This is a genomic window from Streptomyces sp. NPDC006012 (assembly GCF_042871185.1).
Classification (GTDB): domain Bacteria; phylum Actinomycetota; class Actinomycetes; order Streptomycetales; family Streptomycetaceae; genus Streptomyces.
In genome coordinates this window covers 207557-232407 of the sequence record NZ_JBIAIE010000005.1, presented here as the reverse complement: position 1 = coordinate 232407, position 24851 = coordinate 207557, and the positions used below count along the sequence as shown (strand labels likewise).

22 protein-coding genes and 1 pseudogene are annotated in these 24851 nt (G+C 69.8%); 6 read left to right on the top strand and 17 right to left on the bottom strand.

What is annotated here, in order from left to right:
* Positions 1 to 337: 337 nt before the first annotated feature.
* The gene (locus tag ACFYPJ_RS12490) at positions 338 to 790 is read left to right on the top strand and encodes a DUF6314 family protein (RefSeq protein WP_389014578.1); all 453 of its coding nucleotides are present in this window, start codon (positions 338 to 340) and stop codon (positions 788 to 790) included.
* Here the strand turns inward: ACFYPJ_RS12490 and ACFYPJ_RS12485 are convergent.
* The 3 genes from ACFYPJ_RS12485 to ACFYPJ_RS12475 all read right to left on the bottom strand — a co-directional run bounded on the left by ACFYPJ_RS12485 (position 772) and on the right by ACFYPJ_RS12475 (position 3415).
* Positions 772 to 1365 (bottom strand): histidine phosphatase family protein, encoded by a 594-nt coding sequence (locus ACFYPJ_RS12485; protein ID WP_389014576.1) that lies wholly within the window; start codon positions 1363 to 1365, stop codon positions 772 to 774. The two genes, ACFYPJ_RS12490 and ACFYPJ_RS12485, sit on opposite strands and share 19 nt — an antisense overlap.
* Before the next feature lie 73 nt (positions 1366 to 1438).
* Positions 1439 to 1876 carry a GNAT family N-acetyltransferase gene (locus tag ACFYPJ_RS12480; protein ID WP_389014574.1) on the bottom strand — a complete coding sequence of 146 codons (438 nt, stop codon included), beginning with the start codon at positions 1874 to 1876 and terminating at the stop codon, positions 1439 to 1441.
* 105 nt (positions 1877 to 1981) lie between these two features.
* Positions 1982 to 3415: a PLP-dependent aminotransferase family protein gene (locus tag ACFYPJ_RS12475; RefSeq protein ID WP_389014571.1), complete on the bottom strand. Its 1434-nt coding sequence runs from the start codon at positions 3413 to 3415 to the stop codon at positions 1982 to 1984.
* Between ACFYPJ_RS12475 and ACFYPJ_RS12470 the strand changes: the two genes are divergently transcribed.
* Positions 3414 to 4361 carry a DMT family transporter gene (locus tag ACFYPJ_RS12470; protein WP_389014568.1) on the top strand — a complete coding sequence of 316 codons (948 nt, stop codon included), beginning with the start codon at positions 3414 to 3416 and terminating at the stop codon, positions 4359 to 4361. The genes ACFYPJ_RS12475 and ACFYPJ_RS12470 overlap by 2 nt on opposite strands.
* Positions 4362 to 4373: 12 nt before the next feature.
* Positions 4374 to 4577, top strand: coding sequence for a DUF1918 domain-containing protein (locus ACFYPJ_RS12465; RefSeq protein WP_389014565.1), 204 nt, complete (start codon positions 4374 to 4376; stop codon positions 4575 to 4577).
* A gap of 1 nt (position 4578) precedes the next feature.
* Here ACFYPJ_RS12465 and ACFYPJ_RS12460 read toward each other — a convergent pair.
* Positions 4579 to 4917: pseudogene (locus ACFYPJ_RS12460) on the bottom strand (hypothetical protein); the annotation flags it as partial.
* 15 nt (positions 4918 to 4932) lie between these two features.
* Between ACFYPJ_RS12460 and ACFYPJ_RS12455 the strand changes: the two are divergent.
* Positions 4933 to 6501 (top strand): recombinase family protein, encoded by a 1569-nt coding sequence (locus ACFYPJ_RS12455; protein ID WP_389014562.1) that lies wholly within the window; start codon positions 4933 to 4935, stop codon positions 6499 to 6501.
* 192 nt (positions 6502 to 6693) lie between these two features.
* Here ACFYPJ_RS12455 and ACFYPJ_RS12450 read toward each other — a convergent pair whose 3' ends face one another.
* The 4 genes from ACFYPJ_RS12450 to ACFYPJ_RS12435 form a co-directional block, all read right to left on the bottom strand.
* The gene (locus ACFYPJ_RS12450) at positions 6694 to 7938 is read right to left on the bottom strand and encodes a replication initiator (protein WP_389014559.1); all 1245 of its coding nucleotides are present in this window, start codon (positions 7936 to 7938) and stop codon (positions 6694 to 6696) included.
* A 1486-nt stretch (positions 7939 to 9424) separates the two neighbouring features.
* Entirely contained in the window at positions 9425 to 9643 is a 219-nt protein-coding gene (locus ACFYPJ_RS12445) for a hypothetical protein (RefSeq protein ID WP_389014556.1), read from the bottom strand.
* A 318-nt stretch (positions 9644 to 9961) separates the two neighbouring features.
* The gene (locus tag ACFYPJ_RS12440; RefSeq protein ID WP_389014553.1) at positions 9962 to 11131 is read right to left on the bottom strand and encodes a helix-turn-helix domain-containing protein; all 1170 of its coding nucleotides are present in this window, start codon (positions 11129 to 11131) and stop codon (positions 9962 to 9964) included.
* 298 nt (positions 11132 to 11429) lie between these two features.
* Positions 11430 to 12710: a glycoside hydrolase family 10 protein gene (locus ACFYPJ_RS12435; RefSeq protein WP_389014550.1), complete on the bottom strand. Its 1281-nt coding sequence runs from the start codon at positions 12708 to 12710 to the stop codon at positions 11430 to 11432.
* Positions 12711 to 12874: 164 nt separating this feature from the next.
* On the opposite strand from ACFYPJ_RS12435, the gene ACFYPJ_RS12430 reads away from it, so the two are divergent.
* Both ACFYPJ_RS12430 and ACFYPJ_RS12425 read left to right on the top strand, forming a co-directional pair.
* The gene (locus tag ACFYPJ_RS12430; RefSeq protein ID WP_389014548.1) at positions 12875 to 13744 is read left to right on the top strand and encodes a 3-hydroxybutyryl-CoA dehydrogenase; all 870 of its coding nucleotides are present in this window, start codon (positions 12875 to 12877) and stop codon (positions 13742 to 13744) included.
* A gap of 202 nt (positions 13745 to 13946) precedes the next feature.
* Entirely contained in the window at positions 13947 to 14204 is a 258-nt protein-coding gene (locus ACFYPJ_RS12425) for a hypothetical protein (protein ID WP_389014545.1), read from the top strand.
* Positions 14205 to 14303: 99 nt separating this feature from the next.
* Here ACFYPJ_RS12425 and ACFYPJ_RS12420 read toward each other — a convergent pair whose 3' ends face one another.
* The 9 genes from ACFYPJ_RS12420 to rpmI form a co-directional block, all read right to left on the bottom strand.
* Positions 14304 to 14840 carry an NUDIX hydrolase gene (locus tag ACFYPJ_RS12420; protein WP_389014542.1) on the bottom strand — a complete coding sequence of 179 codons (537 nt, stop codon included), beginning with the start codon at positions 14838 to 14840 and terminating at the stop codon, positions 14304 to 14306.
* A 57-nt stretch (positions 14841 to 14897) separates the two neighbouring features.
* Positions 14898 to 16238 carry a transcriptional regulator gene (locus tag ACFYPJ_RS12415; protein WP_389014539.1) on the bottom strand — a complete coding sequence of 447 codons (1341 nt, stop codon included), beginning with the start codon at positions 16236 to 16238 and terminating at the stop codon, positions 14898 to 14900.
* A 193-nt stretch (positions 16239 to 16431) separates the two neighbouring features.
* Positions 16432 to 17550, bottom strand: coding sequence for a PP2C family protein-serine/threonine phosphatase (locus ACFYPJ_RS12410; RefSeq protein ID WP_389014536.1), 1119 nt, complete (start codon positions 17548 to 17550; stop codon positions 16432 to 16434).
* Between the two features lie 302 nt (positions 17551 to 17852).
* The gene (gene pheT, locus ACFYPJ_RS12405; RefSeq protein WP_389014533.1) at positions 17853 to 20408 is read right to left on the bottom strand and encodes a phenylalanine--tRNA ligase subunit beta; all 2556 of its coding nucleotides are present in this window, start codon (positions 20406 to 20408) and stop codon (positions 17853 to 17855) included.
* Positions 20408 to 21532 carry a phenylalanine--tRNA ligase subunit alpha gene (gene pheS, locus ACFYPJ_RS12400; RefSeq protein ID WP_389014530.1) on the bottom strand — a complete coding sequence of 375 codons (1125 nt, stop codon included), beginning with the start codon at positions 21530 to 21532 and terminating at the stop codon, positions 20408 to 20410. Before pheS ends, pheT begins: the two co-directional genes overlap by 1 nt.
* Positions 21533 to 21703: 171 nt before the next feature.
* On the bottom strand, positions 21704 to 22864 hold the full coding sequence (locus ACFYPJ_RS12395; protein WP_389014527.1) for an ATP-binding protein: 1161 nt from the start codon (positions 22862 to 22864) through the stop codon (positions 21704 to 21706).
* An 88-nt stretch (positions 22865 to 22952) separates the two neighbouring features.
* A complete protein-coding gene (locus ACFYPJ_RS12390) occupies positions 22953 to 23813 on the bottom strand; it encodes a TrmH family RNA methyltransferase (protein WP_389014524.1) in 861 nt (286 codons plus the stop codon).
* A gap of 189 nt (positions 23814 to 24002) precedes the next feature.
* Positions 24003 to 24386, bottom strand: coding sequence for a 50S ribosomal protein L20 (rplT, locus tag ACFYPJ_RS12385; RefSeq protein ID WP_055492778.1), 384 nt, complete (start codon positions 24384 to 24386; stop codon positions 24003 to 24005).
* A 101-nt stretch (positions 24387 to 24487) separates the two neighbouring features.
* Positions 24488 to 24682 (bottom strand): 50S ribosomal protein L35, encoded by a 195-nt coding sequence (rpmI, locus tag ACFYPJ_RS12380; protein WP_121888283.1) that lies wholly within the window; start codon positions 24680 to 24682, stop codon positions 24488 to 24490.
* Positions 24683 to 24851 lie beyond the last annotated feature (169 nt).

Here is a 24851-nt window from a genome sequence, read left to right as displayed (position 1 = left end):
CAGGAGTCCCCCGTATTTCGCTGATTCGCCGACTTAGACGGCCTCGGATTCTGGATGGTTGTGTCACTTCCGAAAAGTTATGCACAGAATTCCGAAAGCCAGTACCCAGGGAAATCACCAGCGAATTTCGATAAAACTATGGTTTTCGGAATGGTGTAGGGGAGGTGAATAAGGACGGGTCCGCGGGGGCGGAGCCCCTCGATGGGATCGGCGCCGCGGACGTAGGGTCGACGGCATGCGGCGGTGTGGGGCGGAGCGACGGTGCCGGCCCGGGCGAAGGTACCGGGCCCGACGAAGACATGACGCAGATCTGACGACACGAGGACACGAGGACGGCATGACGACGGGCGACGGGTTCTGGCCGGTGCCGGACGTGCTGGCGTATCTGGCCGGGCGCTGGCACGTGGAGCGCACCGTGCGGGATCTGGCCGGCGGCGACGAGGGGCGCTTCACGGGGAACACCGACTTCAGCGCGCTTCCCGGCGGCGGGCTGCTGCACGAGGAGTCGGGCACGTTCACCTGGCGCGGGGTGTCGCGGCCCGCCGGGCGGACCCTGCGTTTTCTGCCGGGCGCCGCCGCGGGCACCGCGGACGTCCGCTTCGCCGACGGCCGGCCCTTCCACGACCTGGACCTGGCCGTCGGCCGCCATGTCGCCGACCACCCGTGCGCGGCGGACCTCTACCGCGGCGAGTTCACCGTGCGGGACCAGGACCGCTGGCGCACGGTGTGGCGGGTCGGCGGGCCCGCGAAGGAACTCCTCCTCGTCACCGACTACAGGCGCGACGGCTGAGCCGGCGGGCCGTCGACACGGAGGTTCCAGCGGCCCGCCCGGCCCGTGACCGTGGTCGCGGACAGCGGGCGGACGTCGATGTTCCAGTAGGTCGCGGGCGGCGCCTTGAGCACATAGACGAGGGCCGCCCGGATCACAGAGGGCTCGGCCACGGCCACGATCCGGCCGCCGTGGTCGGCGGGGCGGGTGTCCAGCCAGCCACCGACCCGGGAGATGAAGGCCAGCAGCGATTCGCCGCCGTGCGGGGTGGAGCGCGGGTCGGCGAGCCACGAGTCCACCGCGCCGGGCTCCCGGGCCATCGCCTCGCCCAGGGTGAACCCGCGCCAGCGGCCCATGTCGCAGTCGCGCAGGGCGAGTTGCACGAGCGGCGCGTATCCCAGGGCGTCGCCGGTGGCCCGGCTGCGCGGAGTCGGCGAGCAGTAGCGCAGCTCTGCCATCGCCAGCGGGGACAACTCCTCCGCGACCCGCAGCACCTCGTCCCAGCCCGCCCGGTCCAGCGGCCGGTCGTCCTGGAAGCGCTCCGCCAGCAGAGGTGAGCTGCGCGCGGCGGCGACGAACGTGACCCGAAGCGGCATGCCGTGATGGTGTGCCGTTCGCGCACCCGGGTCAAGGGGGGTCGCCTGTGAGATACCGAGGGTGCCCGGGTCCTCACTCGAAGCCCTGCGCCATCCACTGGTCCGGCCGGTCGAGCGGGGTGAAGCCGAGTTTGGCGTAGACCCCGTGCGCGTCGTGGGTGGCCAGCAGCAGACGGCGCAGGCCGTACGGGCGCAGGTGCTCGACCACGGCCGCGGCCAGCGCCGTGCCGATGCCCTTGCCGCGCACCGACGGCTCGACGTAGACGTCGGCGAGCCAGCCGAACAGGGCGAGGTCGGTCACCACGCGCGCGTACGCCACCTGTTCGCCCGAGGACGTGTCGTACACCCCGAAGTTGAGCGAGGACGCGACCGCGGTGTCGTGCTTCTCCCGGGAACGCCCCTTCGCCCAGTACGCGTCGGTCGACAGCCACCTGTGCACGCGGTCGACGTCGATGCGCGCGCGGTCGGCGGAGAACTCGTATCCCTCGGGCATCCCGAATGCATCGCTCATGCGTCGATGATCCCAGCGCTCCGGACGGGCCCGCGCCCTCCCCGCACCGGACGGCAGTCCGGGCAAGGCGCTGTGAACCGGGCGGCGGGCGAGGCCGCCCGGCGTTCAGAGGATCTCGTCGCAGGCAGTGCGCAGGCGCCGTACGCCCTCCGTGATGTCCGCGGTCGTGGAGACCGCCGCGAAGCTCACCCGGATGTGTGCCGCGGGGGGTTCGGCGCTGAAGTAGGGGCGGCCCGGGATGACGGCGACGCCCGCGCGCAGCGCCGCGGCGGTCAGGGCGGACTCGTCGGCGCCGTCGGGCAGCCGGAGCCAGAGATGGTAGCCGCCGGACGGCACGTGGGGCAGGGCGAGTTCGGGCAGCCGCAGGCGCAGCGCGGCCGTCATGGCGGTACGGCGGGTGGTCAACTCGGCGGACAGGGACCGCAGATGACGCGGCCAGGCCGGTGAGCCGACGAGTTCGAGCGCGGCCTCCTGGAGCGGGCGGGGCACGAAGAACGTGTCGACCACCTGGATCGCGCGCAGCCGTTCCAGCACCGGCCCGCGGGCGGCCAGCGCGCTCACCCGGAAGCTCGGCGAGGTCGCCTTGGTCAGCGAGGCGACGTGCACGACCACGCCGTCCGGGTCGTCCGCGGCCAGCGGCGGCGGCAGCGGCCCCGAGTCCGTGTGCACCAGCCTGCGGATGAAGTCGTCCTCGACGACGAACGCGCCGGCCTCCCGCGCGATCCGCAGCACCTCGGCCCGCCGGCCGGGGGCGAGCACGGCGCCGGTCGGGTTCTGGAACAGGGGCTGGCAGACGAAGACGCGGGCGCCGCTGCACCGGAACGCGTCGGCGAGCAGCGCGGGCCGCACCCCGTCGGGGTCCACCGGCACGGGGACGGGCCGCAGCCCGGCCGCGCGGGCGAGCGCCAGCATCCCCGGGTAGGTGGGGGACTCGACGAGCACCGGCGCCCCGGGCGGTGCGAGCGCCCGCAGTGCGGTGGCCAGCGCGGTCTGCCCGCCCGCCGCGATCAGCACCTCGGCCGCCGTGACGCCGCCGCCGATGCCGCGCGCGAACCACTCCCGCAGCTCCGGCAGCCCCTCCAGGGGCGGGCGCTCCCAGGCGCCTGGGCGCCGTCCGGCGCGGGCGAGCGCCGCGGCCAGGGCCCGCTCGGGCTGCAGCGAGGGGTGCGGATAGCCGCCGCTGAACTCCAGCACACCGGGCGGCGGCGCGGCGAGACAGATCGTGACGCCGGAGGCGTCGACGGTGCGCGGTACGAGGTCGGCGGAGCCGTCGGCGCTCAGCGCCACCTCCTGCCAGGAGGTGTCCCCGGCGGGCGCGGCCGGGGTGCGGGGCTGCGCCCGGAAGGCTCCGGCGCCGGGCCGGGTCACCACCAGCCCCTCGGCGGCCAGCTGCGCCAGGGCGCGCGCCACCGTCACCGGACTGACCCGGAACCGTTCGACAAGGGACCGGCTCGACGGAAGCTTTCCACCTGCAGAGTAGCGGTCCAGCTCACTTCTCAGCTGTTTCGCCAGTTCATCGACGCTGCTACGCTCATGCATGAGAGCACAGAGTAGCGCTACTACGCCAACCGGGATAGCGGTCACCGCTCCCCGCGAGCACGTCCGCCTCGGCACGGTCCAGGCCGCCCTGGGCGTCGTCGTCTTCTCGCTCACCTTCCCGGCCACCGCCTGGGGCCTGGAGGGCTTCGGCGCCTGGTCGCTGGTGGCCGTCCGCAGCGTCCTGGCCGCGCTGATCGCGGGCTGCTGTCTGTGGGCGGCGAGCCCGCGCGGGCGACGGGGCCTGGTCCGGCGCATCGCGCTGCCCGACCGCGGCCGGCTGCCCGGCCTCGCCGTGGTGGCCGGCGGAGTGGTGATCGGTTTCCCGCTGCTGTCCACGCTCGCCCTGACGACCTCCACCACCTCGCACGCCGCCGTCGTGGTCGGCCTGCTGCCGCTGGTCACGGCACTGGTGGCCGCTTTGCGCACCGGCGTCCGCCCCTCCCGCACCTTCTGGGCGGCGGCGCTGACGGGCGCCGCGGCGGTGGTCGCCTTCACCGTGCAGCAGAGCGGCGGCGCGCTCACGGCCGCCGACGGCTATCTGTTCGCGGCGCTGCTGGTGTGCGCGGCCGGCTACGCCGAGGGCGGCCGGCTGGCCCGGACCATGCCGGGCTGGCAGGTGATCGGCTGGGCGCTGGTGCTGTGCCTGCCGCTGTCCGTGCCGGCCGCCGCGCTGGCCCTGGCGTACGAGCCCGTGCGGCTGACCGCGCACAGCGTGGCCGGACTGCTGTGGGTCACGGTGGGCTCGCAGTTCCTCGGCATGGTCGTGTGGTACCGGGGCATGGCCGCGATCGGCGTCCCGAAGGCCAGCCAGTTGCAGTTGGCCCAACCGCTGCTCACACTGGTGTCGTCGGTACTGCTGCTGGGCGACCACCTGACGGTGGCTGCCCTGGTGACCGCCGTCGCGGTGCTCGTGTGCATCGCCGTCACCCAGCGATCACGATCGTGAGGAGGCCCGCAGATGCGTGCAACCGTGGGCGACCAGCTTGTTCAGCACGGCAGGGTGGTCGGCCAGCACGACCAGGTCTCGGAAGTCGTCGAAGTGATGGGCACGGAGGGCAACCCGCCCTACCGCGTGCGCTTCCCGGACGGACACGAGGCCGTGATGGCTCCCGGCCCCGACTGCGAAATCCGCCATCAGGGCCAGGAACCCCAGGTCCGGTAAGTCAGCGCGGGGGATCCACCGGCCGCTGGTAGTGGTCGGCGACGACCCGCGCCATCGCCCCGATCGGGTCCTTCGCCACCTCCCGACCGGCGAAGAAGACGTGCCCGCGCACCTGCGCGTGGCGCGCGGCGAGGGTGAGGTGCCGGGACAGCTCGGCCGGGTCCTGCCACTCGGCGGGCTGCCCGGCGGCACCCGCTTTGTAGAGGGCCTCGCCGATGTACAGCCGGGTCCTCGACCCCTCGGCCACCCCAGCCCACCAGGAGACGAGCTCGGCGTAGTCGGCGGCGTCGAAGCCGATGTTCCAGTAGAGCTGCTGCACGTGTATCCAGTGTGACAACACCGCTAGGCTTGCTGCATGACCACCGCCGCAGTGAGCCTTGAGCACCCATGGACCGAAGCCGAGCTGACCGAGCTTGCGCACCTCAAGACCGTGAACGAGCAACTGCCGGACGACTCTCCGCGTGCTCTGCTCTCAGTCCGCCTGTCCATCCTGACCGATGACACAACGTCTCCGGTCCGCCAGGAATTGGACCTCTGGCGCAAAGCAAATGACGACAGGGTCAGGGTTGTGGGTGTCGCGCGGGACCTGAACGTATCGGCTACGAAGGTTCCGCCGTGGAAACGTAAGGAATTGGGGAACTGGCTCAACGACCGGTCCCCGGAATTCGACGTCCTTATGTTCTGGAAGTTGGATCGCTTCGTTCGCCGCATCCTTGACCTACAAGTGATCATCAACTGGTGCCAGGAGTACGGAAAGAACCTTAAATCCCTTCACGACCCCATCGACCTATCCAGCACGATGGGTAAGACAATCATCTCTCTCATCGCTGGTATGGCTGAGATCGAAGCAGCGAACACGGGCATCCGGGTCGCATCCGTATGGCAGTACGCCAAGACCCAAGACACCTGGGTTATCGGTCGCCCCCCGTTTGGATACGCGACGGAGAAAAACAAGGGAGAAAAAGTCCGCCTGGTGATTGACCCTCTCGGATCTAAGGTCTTGCGTTGGGCTTATGGGGCGGCATTACGCGGTGTCTCCGCCTCGAAGACGGCCAAGATCCTCAACCGTGCAGGGGTCCCGGGCGCCAACGGGGGAAAGTGGACCTCAACAACGCTTCTGCTTCAGCTCCGCAATCCCGCCATTAAGGGACTACGGGTTGAGGTGGGCAGGAGGTCCGGGCGGAAGCGTTCCAGGGAAGTCCTCGACACCAAAGGAAATCCGATCAAGGTGGCTGACGCCATTCTGACCCCGGACGAGTTCGACGAACTCCAAGCCACTTTGGACCGAGCTAGCCGAACCAATGAGAATCCGTGGACGTCAGGGGCGACCAAGTTCCTTGGGGTGATCATCTGCCGCAACTGCAAGACCAACTACACCGTACGCACATCCACCAGCCGAGGAGTTCGGTACAAGTACCTTCGCTGTCGAGTATGTGGCGGTAAGGGAGCAAACCCTCAAGAGCTTTACTCGGCTCTCGTAGAAGCCGTACTTGAGGAACTTGGGGATCACCCGGTTGAGTACCGGGAGTACGCCCGTGGCGCAGAAAAGCGCGAACAACTACGCCAGGTGGAAGCATCCATCAAGTACTACATGGAAGGTCTCGCCCCAGGGGGCCGATTCGACCGAGGCGGGTTCGTCAAGGAAACCGCAGAGGAAACCCTTCAGTCCCTGCTTGATCAGATGGACGAAATCGACCCAGAAAGCACCAAGGACAGGTGGGTACTCACCCATGACGGTCGCACCTATCAAGAACAGTGGGAGACTGGAGGCATGGAAGCAATGTCTCGTGATCTTTTGCGCGCCGGAATCAAGTTTGAAGTGGCACACAACGATTCCAATGAACTTGAGGCGGACCTACTGATTCCCGAGGACGTGAAAGAGCGACTGGTAATCCGAGAGGACGCCTTCAAGACAGGCTTCTAAATACGGAAGAAATCCCGGCCCGCATGAGGGCCGGGATTTCTTCGCAGCAGGACCTCTTTACCCGTATGAGAGTCCTCTCTCCGCTCTCATTTACTCGATACACACGAACCGTCACGCGTTCGCCTAACTCAGCGGCTCTCCAAGGAGAAATCACTTCGTCGGGCCGTGGTTGCCTCCTTTTCTTCTCATTACTCACAGCCGCTCCCCCACATTCCCCCACTGCTGCGCGTCCTCCCGTGCCTCCCTGGACAGTCGGAGATTCTGCGCGTTGTCCTCGGCAATGCCGATAGCAAGGCCAGCCTCGCCGGGGGTATAGCCGGATCCGGCGTAGCGCCAGGCGGATTCGGAGACCGTGTCCGGGCTTGCCTCAGGCTTGCCGTTGCCCCGGCGGTGATCGGTTCGTTCCTCGCGCAGTGCGCCGTACGTGGTGGAGTAGCGGCGGGATTTGGTGAGGATGTGGCCCCGATAGCCGAGGCTGTGGGCCCAGGACCGCAGTCGGAGGTGTTCCAGTTCCGTCAGGCCGCCCAAGCGCCAGCAGGTGCCTATGAGGGCGCGTACGTGGCTGTTGGTGACCGCCGTACGGATGTCTTCCAGGTTGGTGACGCGGTAGTCCAGCCCGGCAGCCGTCTCCGCCGCGCCCTTGGTGACGTACTTGGCGACGTACCCGGCGACGGCCGCATCTGACTGCCCGTCACCATCGGCAGAAGTCCCGATGGGGTGGGCGTCGAACTGTGCACCCCAGCCGACCCGTTCCGTGCCGTATGCGCCGGAGTCCGGCACGGTGACGAAGGCGGCTGCCGCAGCCTGCTCAACACCGTCTAACAGCAGCTCCTCCGTTGCCCAGGCCGGGGCGGAGGAGCCGGGGCCGTCCGGGCCGTCCAGCCGCACGACGGCATGGAAGTGGACCGCCGCCCGCCGCTGGAACTCAGCAACCTTGGCGAACGACACCACCAGGTGGGCACCGAGCTTCGAGCGGGGAACTCCACCGGCCGAGGCGAGGTGGCGCCGTACGGCGGTGGTGAACCGGTCCCACAGCCGCCCGGCGTGCGCGTGCCACAGGACATGGCCGGTGTAGTCGTAGCAGTCCGGGCACAGTGGCATACCGGCCAGCGGGTCATCCTCGGCGTGGGCCAGGCCGCAGCCGAGCCGCCGCCCGTGCTCGCAGCGCGGTTCATCCCGGCGCGGGCGGCACGGGCCCCCGTCCAGCACCCGATGCACCGGCCCGAACGACGGAGCCGTCAGGGTCACGAACAGCCGAGGCCGGTCCTTCACCCCATCAGGCACACCCTTGCCGCCGGACAGGCCCGCACGGACGAGTTGGAAGGTGTCCCCGGCATACAGGCGAGAGCACGGCCCGCACACCGAGGCACGCCGGTTGCGGCAGCGCACGGCCAGCCGCTCACCAGGTTCCCCGCCAGTCGAATAGGACGAGATCACCTCTCCGGTTACGGCATCCCGGGTGACCGTGGAGCCGGACAGGTATCGGATTGGCACAGCCGCCAATCGCTTTGATCTGCTCCTGCCAGCGTGAAAAGAGCGGATCGTTGACGAGCCGTATAAGGTCACGGTCCGCCTCTGAGAGAGCTCGCAGACGTTGTTCGCGCGCCAGTGTGCCGAAAACCCCGCCCGGAGCGGACGAAACGGCGGACGGGCGGGTTTTGCGTGTGACGCTGTTGCTGTTGCCGGAATCGGCAGGCATGACGGGGCCTCCAGAGCCTCAAATCAGGAAGTAGGTATCGGGTGTTCATGACTTCTCTCCTTTGCGCTTACAGGGCGCTGATCCTGCATACGCCCTGGCCAGGCGCATCCAACTTGCCTTTGAATTATATCTGTTGCCACCGACAAAGGCCCGCGAAAATTCCATGACGGAGGCATACCGCTCACTCGGAGCGGGTTGTCAACTCAATTTCCCTCGGAGACCGGTACCTGATACCCCGTCAGGACTGGGGATGCGCGGGTCCAGTGATGGCGAGCCTGGCATGTCTGTCCAGCCGGTTACGCCAGGCGCCGTACGTCCAGCGGGAGACAGGAGCGGGAAGCAGTTCGGGACGTGGCGGAACCTGTCTTTACTTCTTCCAGGGCGCGCCTTCGGCGCGCCGCCGGAGCGGCTTGCCGCACCGGCCCGGCGTGCGGCCTCCGGCCGGTCCGGTCCGGGGCGCCACCGCCCCGGCGCACACCGGACGGGCCCAGAGGTGCGACAGGTCCAGTGCGCCCACCTCATCCCTCCTCTCTCTTGGACCGTGACCCACGGCTCACGACGTCCAACAGCTCAGCAACCGATCCCGGCCACGGCATCCCGCACCAGCCAGCCCAGGAGCCGCCTCACGCGCTTTCGGTCAGCGCGACCGCCCCCAGGATGCCGAGGCCGGGATCAACCCTCTCGGGCTGGGGCCGACGGCCTACGAGGTTTTTAGGCAGCCACCATGCGGCGAGCCTCGAAGAACAGGAGGCCGATCGGGCTATTGCGGGCAGGTCCCCAAGACTGCCCGATCCGCCGAGCAGCGTAAGGCCCCCTGTTCACTCGCCCCATGGCAGCTCCCGCCCAAAAGCCTCTACGGCCGGCGGCGTGCCCAGAGTGCGCCATTTCGACACTGCACGCACAGACATCAAAGAGCCCCGCCCGTTCCCCTGAGAAGAGGGAGTGGGCGGGGCAGCCGACACGCTGGACCTTGATTCGCCGTCGCTCAGCGGGCCGGGGTCTATTCCTCGCAAGTAACGCGAGCGTGGTCGGTTACAACTCTTCGAAAGAGGTCATGACCCGTGCGGCCAGTGTGTCGTAGGCACCAGTCCTGCGCCGATTCCTGGTCTTCCTGCGACCCGGAATTCTCGCCACAGCCAGACGCGACGCAGAACGCTTGAAAGATGCATCCGGATGCCGCCTCGTGCCGGATTGTGTGGCGAACGTACCGTAGAACGGCGCGGCTCATTCCCCCGCCCCCCGGGCCAAGGGAAGTACGTTCAAGAGCTTCACCGCCGAGCCGACCGGAAGGGCCCCGATCTCCACGTAAGCCCTTCCCTTACCAGTGACCAGGGCGCGCACCCATGTGGTCTCGTGCTCGGGGATTCCGGCGCGTTGCAGAGCCGTCCGCAAAAGCGCCGCCGTGTGCTCGGCCTCAGCACGCGCACTCTTGTACTCGACCATGGGGATCACCGCCCCTCCACCCCCTTCGGAGCACAAGCCACGTGCCAATAGGCCGCGATCGGAGCAGCGTCAAGGCGGGACAACATCCCCCGACGACAACTCTCAAGACTCTTGATCGGCTTACCGCACGCCGGGCAGGTTTCGCCAGACGGGGCGTAAGTCGTGTACTCCCACCGGCGCGCGTCGGTCTCGGGCCCCTGCATCGTGTTGCCCATGGTCGCCATCTCCTCGAATGAATCGATGGCACAACCATGAGCCGTCACAGTCTCCTGTGTCTGTGGCACTTTGACTGGCCGTCAGCGGAATGTGCCACACGTACTACAGAGGGAGCCCCACCACGTCGGCCATGGCGCGCATCTCGGCTGTCAACGTCCGCCGCCCCTTGATCACCCGCCCGAGGACGTCACGGGCGTATCGCTGGTTTGGCAACCACTCCGGGCTACCAGCCTTGATCTGTTCCAACTTGCCGAATGCGTCTCCGTAGTTACCCGTCTTGGCATAAGCGTCAGCGACATCGAGCAAGTGACGGTTACGGTTGTTCGACGTGGGCCTGAGACCGAAGACGGGTACGCGCTCAGCGATGCGAAGCACCATATCGGGCCGGTCGATCACGCCAGCGTTCTCGGCAGCCTTGAGTTTGACCGTGGTCGGTCCGAACGTCCGCAGAAAGTCGTTCTCCGGGGCGTATTCCCGTCCCAGCGCGATGGCTGCCGCTGTTGCGAGTCTCAGGGCGTCTTCTGCATCTCCGGGCTGTGAGTTGCGGACGGCAGCAGCAGACACACGTAGCAGCATCCACCCCCACGTAGACAGCTCTCCGGGGGTTGCACGGGACATGCGAGGCTCAGTCTCGTCGGCCCATTTGACAGCAAGGTCGTATGCCTTACCCAACTCACCCTGACGCAGCAACAGCCAGCACAGCGTGTTGACCGTAGCGGCACTCTCCAAACGGTCCGCCGCATCGTCAAGGGCACGTTCCAGGGCCACCTCAGCGGCCCTGAACTGCCTGGTTTGGACCATGAGCCACCCGGCAAGCTGCAAGAGCCGTACACGGACACTACGTCCTTCGGGGCCAAGTGCTTCGGCGTCCCGCAGCAACGGGGGCAACATCACGGACAGTGCGGTGAAATGATCACCCGAGAACAGCGGTTCCGTCTCCCTCAGGGCGGCTTGCACACCCCTAAGGGTGGGAAGTTCATCGTCCACGGCCAGAACGATCGGCGGACGCTCCAGGGCGTTCCTGACTGCGGACCAGCGGTCGGTGGTGCCCGCGTCGGGATCCTCGGGATTGCGATCCTCCGCAAGTCGCATCGTCGGCACTCTCAGCGCATGCGCCAGCTTGCGCAGCGTCTCCAGCCGTGCCGACTCCCGTTCGCCTTGTTCAAGCTTCCGGATAGCCGAGAGCGACACTCCCGACGCATCCGCCAACTCGCGCTGAGACAGCCCGCGACGCTTGCGGACTTCCTTGACCCTCTGCCCCGCAGTACTCATGGATCGAGCGTACGACGCTGGCCGACTTCCGGGTACCTGGGCGCCCCGGCTTCATGACCCCGCCCCGTACAGCTTTGACCGTTCCCTTCTCTTCTGACAACGACCTTGATGGGAGCAGCCCCCGGGCCTTTCCGGGGCAACGGAGTTACCTCCCCCGGTTCTGTGGGCTCCGGCCGGGGAACTACACCAGTTCTAAACAACACGCCACGTATGCGTGCTTGGTCCTGCTCGCTGTGCTGCTCAAGGAGTTTAGCCAACAGGGCGTATGGGCCATCGAGATCTGTACCCATGTTGTCCGTCATCGCGGCGCCTTCGCTGGCCGCTGATAGTGATCGGCAATCACACGTGCCATCGCGCCGATCTTGTCCGCCGCAACATCCTTGGCAGCGAAGAAGACGTGGCCCTGCACTTCCGGGTACTGCGCGGCGAGCGCGAGATGCCGGGACAGTTCAGCCGGGTCGTGCCACGGCGCAGGCTGCTCCGGATCTCCAGCCTTGTACAGAGCTTCACCGATGTAGAGCTTCGTTTTCGTGCCCCTCGCCACCTCTGCCCACCAAGGCACAAGCACTGCATAATTTGCCGGAACCTGCTGGTCAAGAGGTTGTGCCGACCAATACAGCTGCGGGACGATGTAGTCGATCCAGCCCTCCCGCACCCAGGTGCGGGTGTCCGCGTACAGGTCGTCGTACGACTGCACGCCCGCCCGGGTGTCGGAGCCACTGCTGTCGTCGGCGGCGTTGCGCCACACGCCGAACGGGCTGATCCCGAACTGGGTACCGGGCCTGATCTGCCGGATCCGCGCGGCCGTCTCGCGCACCAGCTTGTCGATGTTGTCGCGGCGCCAGGCCGCGCGGTCGTCGAAGGAGCCGCCGTACCTGTCGTACGCGGCGTCGTCGTCGAAGCTCTGCCCGGCGACCGGATACGGGTAGAAGTAGTCGTCGAAGTGGACGGCGTCCACCGGGTACCTGGCCACCGCGTCGAGCATCGCGTCCTGCACGAAGGCGCGGACCTGCGGCAGGCCGGGGTTGTAGTAGAGCTTGCCGTCGTAGCGCACCACCCAGTCGGGGTGCTTGCGGGCCGGGTGCGAGGCGGTGAGCTTCGCCGGGTCAGCGTGGTTGGCGATCCGGTACGGATTGAACCAGGCGTGCAGCTGCAGCCCGCGGGCGTGGGCCTCGGTGACGGCGGTGCCCAGCGGGTCCCAGCCCGGGGACCCGCCCTGGGTGCCGGTCAGGCACTTGGACCAGGGTTCGTGGGGCGAGGGCCACAGCGCGTCCGCCGTGGGCCGTACCTGGAGGATCACCGTGTTCAGGCGGTCGCGGACGGCCCGGTCCAGGTAGGCGATCAGTTCCTTCTGCTGCTGGCCGGCGCTCAGGCCGGGCTTCGACGGCCAGTCGCGGTTGTCGACCGTCGCCAGCCAGACTCCCCGCAGCCCGCCGCCGGCCCGCGCGCCCGGTGCCCCCGCCGCGCCCGCGGCCCCATCCAGCTGCGGTCGGCTGCCCGGGGCCGCCGCCGCGCCTGGCGCCGTCACCAGCGCCGACAGCGCCACCGCCGCGAACGTCCGCCGTGACACTCGCCTCATCGTCACTCCCCCACGCCCTGTGGATCCTTGCCGTCACGGATCGTACGGGCCCCGGGATGTCCGCCCGAACAATCGATCACCGATACTTGACTGAAACGTGCACGATCGGAGCAGGCGCCGACCAGCGGGCGGCGCGCCGGCCGTGGAACAGCGAAAGGGACGATGTGACGGGCAGCTCAGATATCGCACGTGTCGGGGTGATCGGCTGCGGTCAGATGGGGGCGGGGATCGCCGAAGTCTGTGCCCGGGCCGGACTGGACGTCAAGGTCGCGGAGACCACCGGAGAGGCCCTGGAGTTCGGCCGCACCCGGCTGTTCAACTCCCTGGCCAAGGCCGCCGAGCGCGGCAAGATCAGCGAGGCGGACCGGGACGCCGCGCAGGCGTCCCTCGGCTTCACCACCGACCTCGGTGAGCTGTCGGACCGCGACCTGGTCATCGAGGCCGTCGTGGAGAACGAGCAGGTGAAGACCGAGATCTTCCAGGTGCTCGACCAGGTGGTGACCCGGCAGGACGCGATCCTCGCCTCCAACACCTCCTCCATCCCGCTGGTGAAGCTCGCGGTCGCCACGTCACGCCCCGACCAGGTGGTCGGCATCCACTTCTTCAACCCGGCCCCGGTGCAGCAGCTCGTCGAGCTGATCCCGGCGCTCACCACCTCCGAGGGCACGCTCAGCCGGGCGCAGCTGTTCGCGGAGAAGGTGCTCGGCAAGCACGCCATCCGCGCCCAGGACCGGTCCGGCTTCGTGGTCAACGCGCTGCTCGTGCCGTACCTGCTGTCCGCGGTCCGCATGTTCGAGTCCGGCATCGCGGGCCGCGAGGACATCGACAACGGTATGGAGCTGGGCTGCGCCCACCCGATGGGCCCGCTGAAGCTGTCCGACCTGATCGGCCTGGACACCATCGTCTCCATCGCCGACTCGATGTACGAGGAGTACAAGGAGCCGCTGTACGCCGCTCCCCCGCTGCTCCAGCGCATGGTCGAGGCGGGCCGCCTGGGCCGCAAGACCGGCTCGGGTTTCTACACCTACGGCTGATTACCCGCAGCGACGTCGGACGGGCCCGGCAACCGGATTCGTGGATTCGGTGCCGGGCCCGCGCGTTTCACACTCCGTGTGCGTACCGGACCCGCGTATGCCCTTCACACACGCTCCCCACGTGCCCACCAGGCGAGTTGACTCCTCATGCGCATGCAAGGGATGCGGAACCCCCCGTTCGACTACGGAAAGGAGTGGGCCCGTGACCGCCGAACCGAAGCATCCCGTGGTCCATGGAGAACTCGCAGAGTTACGGCGCCGCCTCGACGTGGCCTATGCACGTGTCGAGGGCGGCCTGGCGCTGCTCAGCCATCGCACCGAGGAGACCGCCAAGGAACTGGACGATCTGAACACCCGGATGACCTCGCTGGAACACACCCGCTGGCCGCTGTCCTCGGTCGCCGCCCTCACGTCCCTGGGCGCAGTCGTCGTGACGGTCTGGCAACTCCTGTCCCGCTGAGCGGACCGGACGGATTCCACTGCCGCCGAGCCCGGAGCGGGGCCCGGGCGCTGGGCCGGAGGGACGCTGCCGAACCGACGCGGACTTCGCCCGAGCCGCTCAGTCACCGGCACTCCTGAGATGGTGCAGCAGCAGTAGCGCGGCCGCCATGTTGGCGGCCGGGACCTCGCCGCGGGCGATCATGTCGGGGACGAGCTTGAGCGGGACCCATTCCCGGCGGTCCGACTCGAAGTCGTCCACGGGGTGTCCGACGTACTCACCCTCGTCGGCCCAGTAGACGTGGTGCCGCGCGTCGGTGAGACCGTTGGACGGCTCCACGGTCATCAGATGGTGCAGGGGTCCCGGCCGCCAGCCGGTCTCCTCCTCCAGTTCCCTGGCCGCCGCGTGGGCGATGTCCTCGCCGTCCTCCACGACTCCCGCGGCGAGTTCCCAGCCCCAGCTGTCCGTGATGAACCGGTGGCGCCACAGCAGGAGTACCTCGCCTGCCTCGTTCACCACCGTCGCCACGGCCACGGGCCGCAGCCTTATCAGGAAGTGGTCGAGGTGCCGGCCGTCCGGCAGCTCGACATCTGCGAGATTGACGCTGAACCAGCGGTTTGCGTACACAGTTTGTTCGTTCTGTTTCATCCACTGCACGGTTCTGCCACCTTCCGCCGAGTAAGTGGCAATATCGCAGCAGCGGCAGGGGGCGGCCTACAGGGGCACGCGCAGCGCTCCGTCGATGAGTTCGGCGGCTTCGGCTGTTCCGGCACAGCCGCTGCGCGCCAGGTGTTCGCGCACCGCACGCAGTCTGTCCCGCAGCCGCTGGGACTCCATGCCCCGGGCCTGCTCCGCCATCTGCACCGCCGTGGCCACCGCGGTGTCGGCATTGCCCCGGCGGAGTTCGATCGTGCTGAGCATGGCCAGCCGGTGCACCCGGCCCCGGTCGTGCGCCGGATTGCCCACGGCGGCCGCGGCGTGCTCCCGGGCCGCCGCCAGCTCACCCAGACTGAGCAGCGCCTCGGCCACCTGGACGTTGACGAGGCCCGGCTGGACATAGCCGGTCTCGTCGGGTTCGTGTCCGCGCCGGATGCGTTCAGCGGCCGTCTCGGCCCGCCGGATGCAGGACAGGGCGCTCGTGCCGTCGCCCAGGTGGGCGTACGCCTTGGCCTGCATCGCGTACAGGTCGGAGGCCAGGGCGGGGGTGATGTGCTTGCCCGCGGCGCGCAGCGCGGCCTCCGCGAAGGCCACGGCCTGCCGGAACTCCCGCATGAACAGCGCCTGGTTGACCAGGAGCGCGATGATGTACGCCCCGAGTCCGCGGTCGCCGCTGGCCTTCGCCAGCCTGAGCGCCTGGTGGAAGTAGCGCTGGGCGAGTCCGTGCGCGTCGGAGTCGTAGGCGCAGATGCCCGCGATCGCCACCAGTCCGCCGGTGGCCCGGTGCAGTTGCCGGCCGGTGGCGTCGGCGTAGCTGCCGCGCAGCAGCGGGGCCGCCTCGGCGTTCAGGAAGCCGACGATGCGGGTGCGGGTCGCGACGCCGCCGGCCTTGCGGTACATCTGCTCGTAGTGCGCGCGGGCGGCGCGCAGCGTGTCGAGGTCGCCGGCGGTGACCCGGTGCCTGCCGCCGCGTGAGACGTCCACGTCCTCGGGCGGGTTCTCCCACTCCCAGACGGGCATCACCGCGGGCGTGCCGGTGACGGCGGGGGCGCCGAGCACATGCGGACGCTGCTGTTCGTCGGAGCGCCACAGCGCGGTGGCGCGCTCGACGAAACCGGACAGCGCGGTCGCGTGCGGGGTCGAGGGCCCGCCCGGGACGCCGAGGCCGATGTCGTCGAGGGTGACGGGCCGGTGGAGGCGGGCGGCGAGCACCTCGCAGATCAGGTCGGGCACCTGACCGCGGGGCCGCTGGCCCTTCAACCACCGGGCGACGGCGGTGTGTTCGTAACGGAGCGCGAGGCCCCGTGTCCGGCCCGCCTGGTTGACGTGGGCGGCGAGACCTGCGTGCGAGATCCCGGCCTCGTCCAGGATCGCGTCGAGCAGAGTGTTGGGCTGCATGGATGCCCCCCGGTGGCCTGGTGTCGACAGCGTAGTGCGTACGAGTTCACACGGGGTGTGAACGGAGTGCGCGAATCCGGGCGGTACGCGCGCTGTCGCGGAGAGTGGTGTGCCGGTTGACTGAAATGCCTCGCAAGAGGCCGGCCGGGCCGCCGGCTCCCCCTCGTACAGTACGGCGGCCTGGCCCGGCGGCTCATGCCGTGGGCCGGCTGTGCTGGGGCGGCTGCCGGTCGGCGCCGCCGGGACTGGCCCCCTGCGACAGGCTCAGCCGGGCTTCGCTCCGGTCGTTGCACAGGACCAGCACGGCGATGTCGTCCGTCGGCGTTCCGGAGATGTGCCGGTGCAGGGACGCGAGGACCGTGCGCAGGATCGACTGGGCGGAGACCGGGTGGTCGCGGGCCGCCTCGGTCAGGGCCCCGGAGAGGGAGAAGAACCGGCCCTGTGCGTCCCGCGCGTCCTCCGCCCCGTCCGTGTACAGGACCAGGGACTCACCGGCGAGCAACTGACCGCAGAGTACGGGGCCCACGTCACCCGGCAGCGGGAACGGACCGAGGGGCGGCAGGGGTTCGGCGCGGGCGAGCGGCTCGACACCGTGGTCGCCGAGCAGATACGGCCAGGGGTGCCCGCAGCTCAGCGCCCGCAGTTCGCCGTCCGGGCAGATCTCCAGCAGCAGGACGGTGACGAACTCCTCGGCGACCGGGTTCTCGGGGTCCTGACCGGCCGAGGGGTGTTCGGCGCGGGCCCGCTCCCGCAGATGGCGGGCCAGGGCCCGGTCCAGGCGGCGCAGCACCCGGCCGAGGTCCGGCTCGTCGTGGACGGCCTCGCGGAAACTGCCGAGGACGGCCGCGGCAGTGGTGAGGGCGGCGAGACCGTGCCCGCGTACGTCGCCCATCACCACCCGGACTCCGTGCTCGGTGGCGACCGCCTCGTACAGGTCGCCGCCGATGGCTGCGCTGCGGTCGGCGGACAACTGGGCGGCGGCGACCCGGAGGCCGTCGAGCCGGGCCGGCGGGGGCCGCAGCAGCGCGCTCTGGGCGGCGCCCGCGACCTTGCGGACCTGCCGCAGTTCGCGCACCAGGGCCCGGCGGACATGGACCACCAGGCCGGTGCCGACCGCGAAGAACACGGCACTGGTGACGATCCGCGCGCCGAACCCGTTCTGCTGGGCGAGCGGACAGGCCAGTTTGTAGGCGATGGCCGCGCCGCCCCAGAGCGTGGGCAGCGTCAGGGCTCGGGCGCGGCACAGACCGCGCCGCCCGGCCCCTTCGGCGACTCCTCGTCGTGTGGGTGCCCGCGCCTTGATACGGATCATGCCGATGCCCCCATGGAATACCCGACAGAGCAGACGGACCGACCCCGAAAGGCCGGTCCGATTCTGTCGACGGCATGGCCCGGAAAGACCAGATCACCGGCAGTTCCCACCCGAACGAGTGAGCCCACTCCGGTCTACCCGCATTTATGCAGGCAGCAGCGCCGCGAAGGGGCGCGGGGAGCTGCGGTTCCCCCCAGTTCGAGCTACGTCGAGACCTTGGTGGAACAAGTGGCCATGACACGGTGACAGGCGAACAACGGCCCACCACGCGCACCCTGGCGGCGCAGCCCCCGCCGTAGCACTCAGCCCCGCAGCACCGCCCCCACACGCCCGCCGGCGAGGGCGACCGCCGCGTCCCGTGCGGCCGACGCCTCGTCCACCGTCAGCGTGCGGTCCGCCGCGCGGAAGCGCAGCGCGTACGCCAGCGACTTCTTGCCCGCGCCGAGCTGCTCGGCGTTCTCGTAGACGTCGAACAGCCGGATGGACTCCAGGAGTTCACCCGCCCCCTCGCGCAGTGCGGCCTCGACGTCGGTGCTCGGCACACCGGTGTCGACCACCAGGGCGACGTCCTGGGTGGCCACCGGGAAGGCCGAGATGCGCGGGCCCTGCACGAGCGGGGTCCCCGCCTGCTCCAGGACGTCCAGGTCCAGCTCCATCGCGCAGCTGCGCTCGGGCAGCCCCAGCGTCTTCAGGACACCGGGGTGCAGCTCTCCCGCGTAGCCGATGACCCGCTCGGCGCCGTCGACGACGACCGCCAGTTCGGCGCAGCGCCCCGGGTGCCAGGGCCCGTACTGCCCCTTGCGGACGATCAGGTCGGTCCCGGTCTCGCGGGCGAGCAGACGCGCGGCCTCGACGGCGTCCGCCCAGTCGGCCGGGCGGCCCTTGCCCCACCAGCCGGCCTGCTCGCGGGCGCCGGCGAGGACGACGGCGGCGTGCCGCGGCTGCTCGGGCAGCGCCAGGTCGAGGGAGGCGATCTCCGCGTCGGTGGGCCGCCGGTCGACGGGCAGCCGGACGGCGACCGCCCGCTCCGCACGCGGCTCGAAGACCAGCCCGGTCTCGAACAGCGCCAGGTCGTGCGAGCCGCGGCCGTCGTTGCGGCGCAGCGCGCCGAGCAGGCCCGGCAGCAGCATCGTGCGCAGCGCGGGCTCCTCGTCGGAGAGCGGGTTGACCAGCTTGACCACCCGGCGGTTCGGGTCGTCGGCCGCGAGGTTGAACTGGTCGAAGACCTGCTCGCCGATGAACGGGTAGCTCAGCGCCTCGACATAGCCCGCGCCGGCCAGCGCGCGCCCGGCCCGGCGGTACAGCCGCTGCCGTTCGGTCAGGCCGAGGCCCGCCGGGGGCTTGGGCAGCGTCGAGGGCAGGTTCTCGTAGCCTTCGAGGCGGATGACCTCTTCCGCCAGGTCGTTCGGGTCGGTCAGGTCGGACCGCCAGGACGGCACGGTGACGACCAGCTCGTCCGGCCCGCCCGTCTCCCGGCCGCCGGTCCCCGTCCCGTTCCACGCGGCGGAATCCCCGAAGACGTCGCAGCCGATCTCCTGGAGCCGGCGGACGACCGTCTCCCGGCCGTACTCGACGCCCGCGACGCGGTCCGGGTGGTTCACCGGGATGGTGATGGTGCGCGGTGCGGACGGCGCGACGACCTCGGTGACACCGGCGTCCGCGGTACCGCCCGCGAGCAGCACCAGCAGGTCGACCGTGCGCTGGGCGGCGGCGGACGCGGCCTGCGGGTCGACGCCCCGTTCGAAGCGGCGCGACGCCTCGGAGGACAGCTTGTGGCGGCGGGCCGTGCGCGCGATGGAGATCGCGTCGAAGTGCGCGGCCTCGACGACGACCTCGGTGGTGGTGCCGTCGGTGTCGTCGATCTCCGTGTTGGCGCCGCCCATGACACCGGCCAGGCCGATCGGACCGCGGTCGTCGGTGATGACCAGGTCCTCCGCGTCGAGGGTGCGGGTCACCCCGTCGAGCGTGGTCAGCTCCTCGCCCGGCTCGGCCCGGCGCACGCCGACCGTGCCCTGGACGCGGGAGCGGTCGTAGGCGTGCAGGGGCTGGCCCAGCTCCAGCATCACGTAGTTGGTGATGTCCACGGCCAGCGAGATCGGGCGCATGCCGGCCTTCTGGAGGCGCCGCTTGAGCCAGATCGGGGAGCGCGCCTCCGGGTCGAGGCCGGTCACGGTGCGGGCGGTGAAGCGGTCGCAGCCGAGGCTGTCGGCGACCTGGACCGGGTAGCCGAAGGCGTTCGCGGCGGGTACGTCGAGCAGCGCGGGGTCGAGCAGCGGCAGGCCGTAGGCGATCGCCGCCTCGCGGGCGACGCCGCGCAGGGACAGGCAGTAGCCGCGGTCGGGCGTCACCGCGATGTCGAGGATCTCGTCGACCAGTTGCAGCAGTTCGATGGCGTCGGAGCCGACCTCGCACTCCGGCGGCAGCACGATGATGCCCTGGGAGCTGTCGTTGCCCATGCCCAGCTCGTCGCTGGAGCAGATCATGCCGTGTGAGACCTTGCCGTACGTCTTGCGCGCGGCGATCGCGAAGCCGCCGGGCAGCACGGCGCCGGGCAGCACCACGACGACCTTGTCACCGACGGCGAAGTTGCGGGCGCCGCAGACGATCTCCTGGGGTTCGCCGGTTCCGTTGGCCTGGCCGACGTCGACGGTGCAGAACCGGATCGGCTTCTTGAAGCCCTCCAGTTCCTCGATGGTCAGCACCTGGCCGACGACGAGCGGCCCCTTGAGGTCGGCGCCGAGCTGCTCGACGCTCTCGACCTCCAGGCCGACCGAGATCAGCTTCTCCTGGACGTCACGGCCGGTCTGAGTCGCCGGCAGCTCGACGTACTCCCGCAGCCACGAAAGCGGGACCCGCATCAGATCTCCATCCCGAACGGCCGGGTGAACCGGACGTCACCCTCGACCATGTCTCGCATGTCTTCGACGTTGTGGCGGAACATCAGCATCCGTTCGATGCCGAACCCGAAGGCGAATCCGCTGTACTTCTCGGGGTCGACGCCGCAGGCGACGAGCACCCGCGGGTTGACCATGCCGCAGCCGCCCAGCTCGATCCAGCCTTCGCTGGAGCAGGTGCGGCAGGGCCGGTCGGGGTTGCCGACGGACTCGCCCTTGCAGACGTAGCAGAGCATGTCCATCTCGGCGGACGGCTCGGTGAAGGGGAAGTAGTTCGGCCGGAGCCGGGTCTTCATGTCCCCGCCGAACAGGGAGCGGACCATGTGGTCGAGGGTGCCCTTGAGGTCGGCCATGGTCAGGCCCTCGTCGACGGCCAGCAGCTCGATCTGGTGGAAGACCGGGGTGTGCGTGGCGTCCAGCTCGTCGGTGCGGTACACCCGGCCGGGGCAGACGATGTAGACGGGGGGCTCGCGGTCGAGCAGGGAGCGGGCCTGCACCGGCGAGGTGTGGGTGCGCAGCACGACCCCGGACTCGCCGTGGTCGCCCTTGGGACCCTCGACGAAGAACGTGTCCTGCATCTGCCGGGCCGGGTGGTCCGGGGTGAAGTTCAGGGCGTCGAAGTTGAACCACTCCGCCTCGACCTCGGGGCCCTCGGCGATCTCGTAGCCCATGGAGACGAAGACGTCCGCGACCCGCTCCATGAACGTGGTCAGCGGGTGCCGCGCGCCGGCCGGTACCCGGTCGTAGGGCAGCGTGACGTCGACCGACTCCTCGACCAGGACGCGGGCGTCCCGTTCCGTCTCCAGTGCGCTCTGGCGGGCGGCGAGCGCCTTGTTCACCGCGCCGCGGGCCTGGCCGACGCGCTTGCCGGCGTCGGCCTTGGCGTGCGGCGGCAGGGCGCCGATCTCGCGGTTGGCGAGGGCCAGCGGGGAGGCGGGGCCGGTGTGGGCGACCTTGGCCTCGTGCAGGGCGTCGAGGGAGTCCGCGGCGGCGAAGGCGGCGAACGCCTCGTCCCGCATGCGCTCGATCTCTTCCGGTTTCAACGCCTCGACCTCGACCGGGTCGTACGACTTATTCGGTGCCGACATCTCTTCCCGTGCTTCCGATTGGCTGGCTGAAGGTCCCCGTCACGGCTCGTGGAGGAACCGTCCGGCGATCCTGGGAGGGATCGGTACGGTCCCCGGGACACAAAGGTGCCAAAGGCCGAGTCTAACGGGAGAGGGGAATGCGGATGCGCCCGCGGGCACAGGAGGCCGGCCCTATCCGACGCTGCGTGGCAGCTCGAATGCGAAGGCCGGGATGCTCGCGGGCAGGATAAATCGGAATTCCGCGCCGCCGCCGGGGGCGCGGCCGACCGTGATGGTCCCGCCGTGGGCCTCGACGATGCCCTTGACGATGTAGAGCCCGAGGCCGGTGCCGCCGCGCTTGCTGCCCCGCCAGAAGCGGGTGAAGACGCGGTTCATGGACTCCTCCGGGATGCCGGTGCCCTCGTCGCTCACGGTGACCGACGTGCCGGCGTCCTCTTCTTCTTCGCGGGCGGACGCGGCGGGCGTGATGTCAATGGTGACGGTTCCCTCGCCGTGCCGCACGGCATTTTCGACGAGGTTGCTGAGCACCTGGTCGACCTTGTCGGGGTCGGCCCACAGGGCGGGCAGCGGCTGCTCGATGCGCAGCAGGAACCGGTCGGCGGGCTGGCCGGCGGCGACGTACGCCTGGATGTGCCGTCCCACGGCCGCCCCCATGTCGACGGGCTGGCGGCGCACCTCCAGCCGTCCGGAGTCGATGCGGGAGATGTCGAGCAGTTCGGCGATGAGCCGGGTGACGCGGTTGGCGTCCGCGTCGACGGTCTCCAGCATCAGCCGCTTCTGGTCGTCGGTGAACCTCTCCCACTTGGCGAGGAGGGTGGCGGTGAAGCCCTTGACGGAGGTGAGCGGGGAGCGCAGTTCGTGCGCGACGGTGGCGATCAGTTCGGCGTGGCTGCGCTCGGTGCGGCGCCGGGCCTCGGTGTCACGCAGGCAGACGACGACGCGGCGGACGGGTCCGGTGGGCTCACCGCGCACGTACCGCGCGGAGACCAGGACCTCCCGGCCGCCGGGCAGCAGCAGATTCCGTTCCGGCTGGCGCACCCGGATGGCCAGCCCGCCGTACGGATCGGTGAGCTGCCACCAGCGGCGTCCCTCCAGGTCCTCTAATGGCAGGACCTTCTCCAGCCGGCGGCCGACGGCGTCCTTGGGGCGTACGGCGGTGATCCGGGCGGCGGCCGAGTTGAAGCAGACGACGAGCCCGTGCTCGTCGGCGACCACGAGGCCGTCGGGCAGGTCGTCGGGGTCGATGCCGGGTCCGGCGAGACCACCGTGGCGGGGCGCGGGCACCCGCCGTACGTCCCGGCCTCCCGGAGCACTGCTCGTGCCGACACTCATCCCCGTACTCCACCTCTCAGCCGGCCTGGGCACCTCGCCGCTCCGGCGGTGCCGGGAACTCGGGGCGTGTCCCAGGCGGGCCACCCTACTAGCTCACAGTGACGCAGCGGCACCCTCCGGAGGCGCGCTGTGCACGGGCCGAGGCATACAGACAGACGGCTGCGGCGGTCGCGAGGTTCAAGCTCTCGGCCATTCCGTGGATGGGAACGCGGACGACGGCGTCCGCGAGCGCCCGGGTCTCCTGCGGCAGCCCCCATGCCTCGTTGCCGAACACCCACGCCGTGGGTCCGCCCATGCTGCCCTTGTCGAGTTCGTCGTCGAGGTCGTCCGGGCCCGCGCCGTCGGCGGCGAGAACGCGGACCCCGGCGCCCTTGAGCCCGGCGACGGCCTGTTCCACGGGGACGCCGACGGCGACGGGCAGATGGAACAGGGAGCCGACGGAGGCGCGCACGGCCTTGGGGTTGTAGACGTCGACGGAGGCGTCGGTGAGCACGACGGCGTCGGCGCCGGCCGCGTCCGCGCAGCGCAGCACCGTTCCGGCGTTGCCGGGGTCGCGCACGTGCGCGAGGACGGCGACGAGGCGCGGTCCGGTCGCGAGGATCTCCTCGAAGGGGGTGTCGAGGAAGCGGCAGACACCGACCAGGCCCTGCGGGGTGACGGTGGTGGCGATGTCGGCGATCACCTCGTCGGAGGCGAGGTGCACCCGGGCGCCGGCGGCCCGGGCCGCGGCCACGATGCCGGCGTGCCGCTCAGCGGCCTCGCCGGTGGCGAAGAGTTCGACGAGGGTCGCCCGTCCGGCGGCCCGGTGTGCCGCCGCCTCCCGTACGGCCTGTGGCCCTTCGGCGAGGAACAGTCGCTCCTTGCCCCGGAAGTTCCGCCGGGCCAGCCGCCGGGCGGCCGCCACACGGGCGGAACGGGGGGAGATCGGCTCGTCAGCGGCGGGGGCCATGGAGGTTCACCTTCGATGTGCTACCCGCCGGGGCCGTTCGGCCGTCACGGCGGACTGGGAGCCCCGGCGGCCTTCGGGCCGTGCGGGGAGGTGCCGCGGCGCGTGGCGTGTCCGGTACGGCAACGGCAGGACCCGCAGGCTTGCTGCCTACGGGTCCTCAAAGTCACGTCGGCCGGCGCCGGCGCAGCGTCAGGCGGCCTTCGGCGCGTTGACGTCCGCCGGCAGCGCCTTCTGCGCGACCTCGACGAGGGCGGCGAAGGCGCCCGCGTCGTTGACCGCCAGCTCGGCCAGGATCTTGCGGTCGACCTCGACGTTCGCAGCCTTCAGACCCTGGATGAAGCGGTTGTAGGTGATGCCGTTGGCGCGGGCAGCGGCGTTGATGCGCTGGATCCACAGCTGCCGGAAGTCGCCCTTGCGCTTCTTGCGGTCGTTGTAGTTGTAGACCAGCGAGTGGGTGACCTGCTCCTTGGCCTTGCGGTACAGGCGCGAACGCTGACCGCGGTAGCCGGAGGCCTGCTCGAGGATCGCCCGGCGCTTCTTGTGGGCGTTGACTGCCCGCTTGACGCGTGCCACTTGTTAACTCCTTGTAGCGGGGCCGTGGGGGTACGCACACGGCCCGGAAACGGCTGGGTCCCGGTCCTGACGCGGAGCGCTCGGCTGCGAGCGCCCGTGCGTCACTTGCCGAGAAGCTTCTTGATCTTCTTGGCGTCGCCCGGGGCCATCTCGGCGTTGCCGGTGAGGCGGCGCGTCACACGGGACGACTTGTGCTCAAGCAGGTGGCGCTTGCCGGAGCGCTCACGGAGCACCTTGCCCGAGCCGGTGATCTTGAAGCGCTTGCTGGCACCGCTGTGCGTCTTGTTCTTCGGCATAGCGCCGTTCTCTCCTCGTCGGTGGCGCTCCGGTGCCCGGTCACGAAAACCGGGCACGGTGGAGCGTCGCTCTTGTTTCGGTTGTGTCCTGGGACTCGCGTCCCGGGTAAGGCTCCGGGGTTCGGAGTTCCGTACGCCCCATGGGGGTCGTACCTCCGGACCGCCGGGT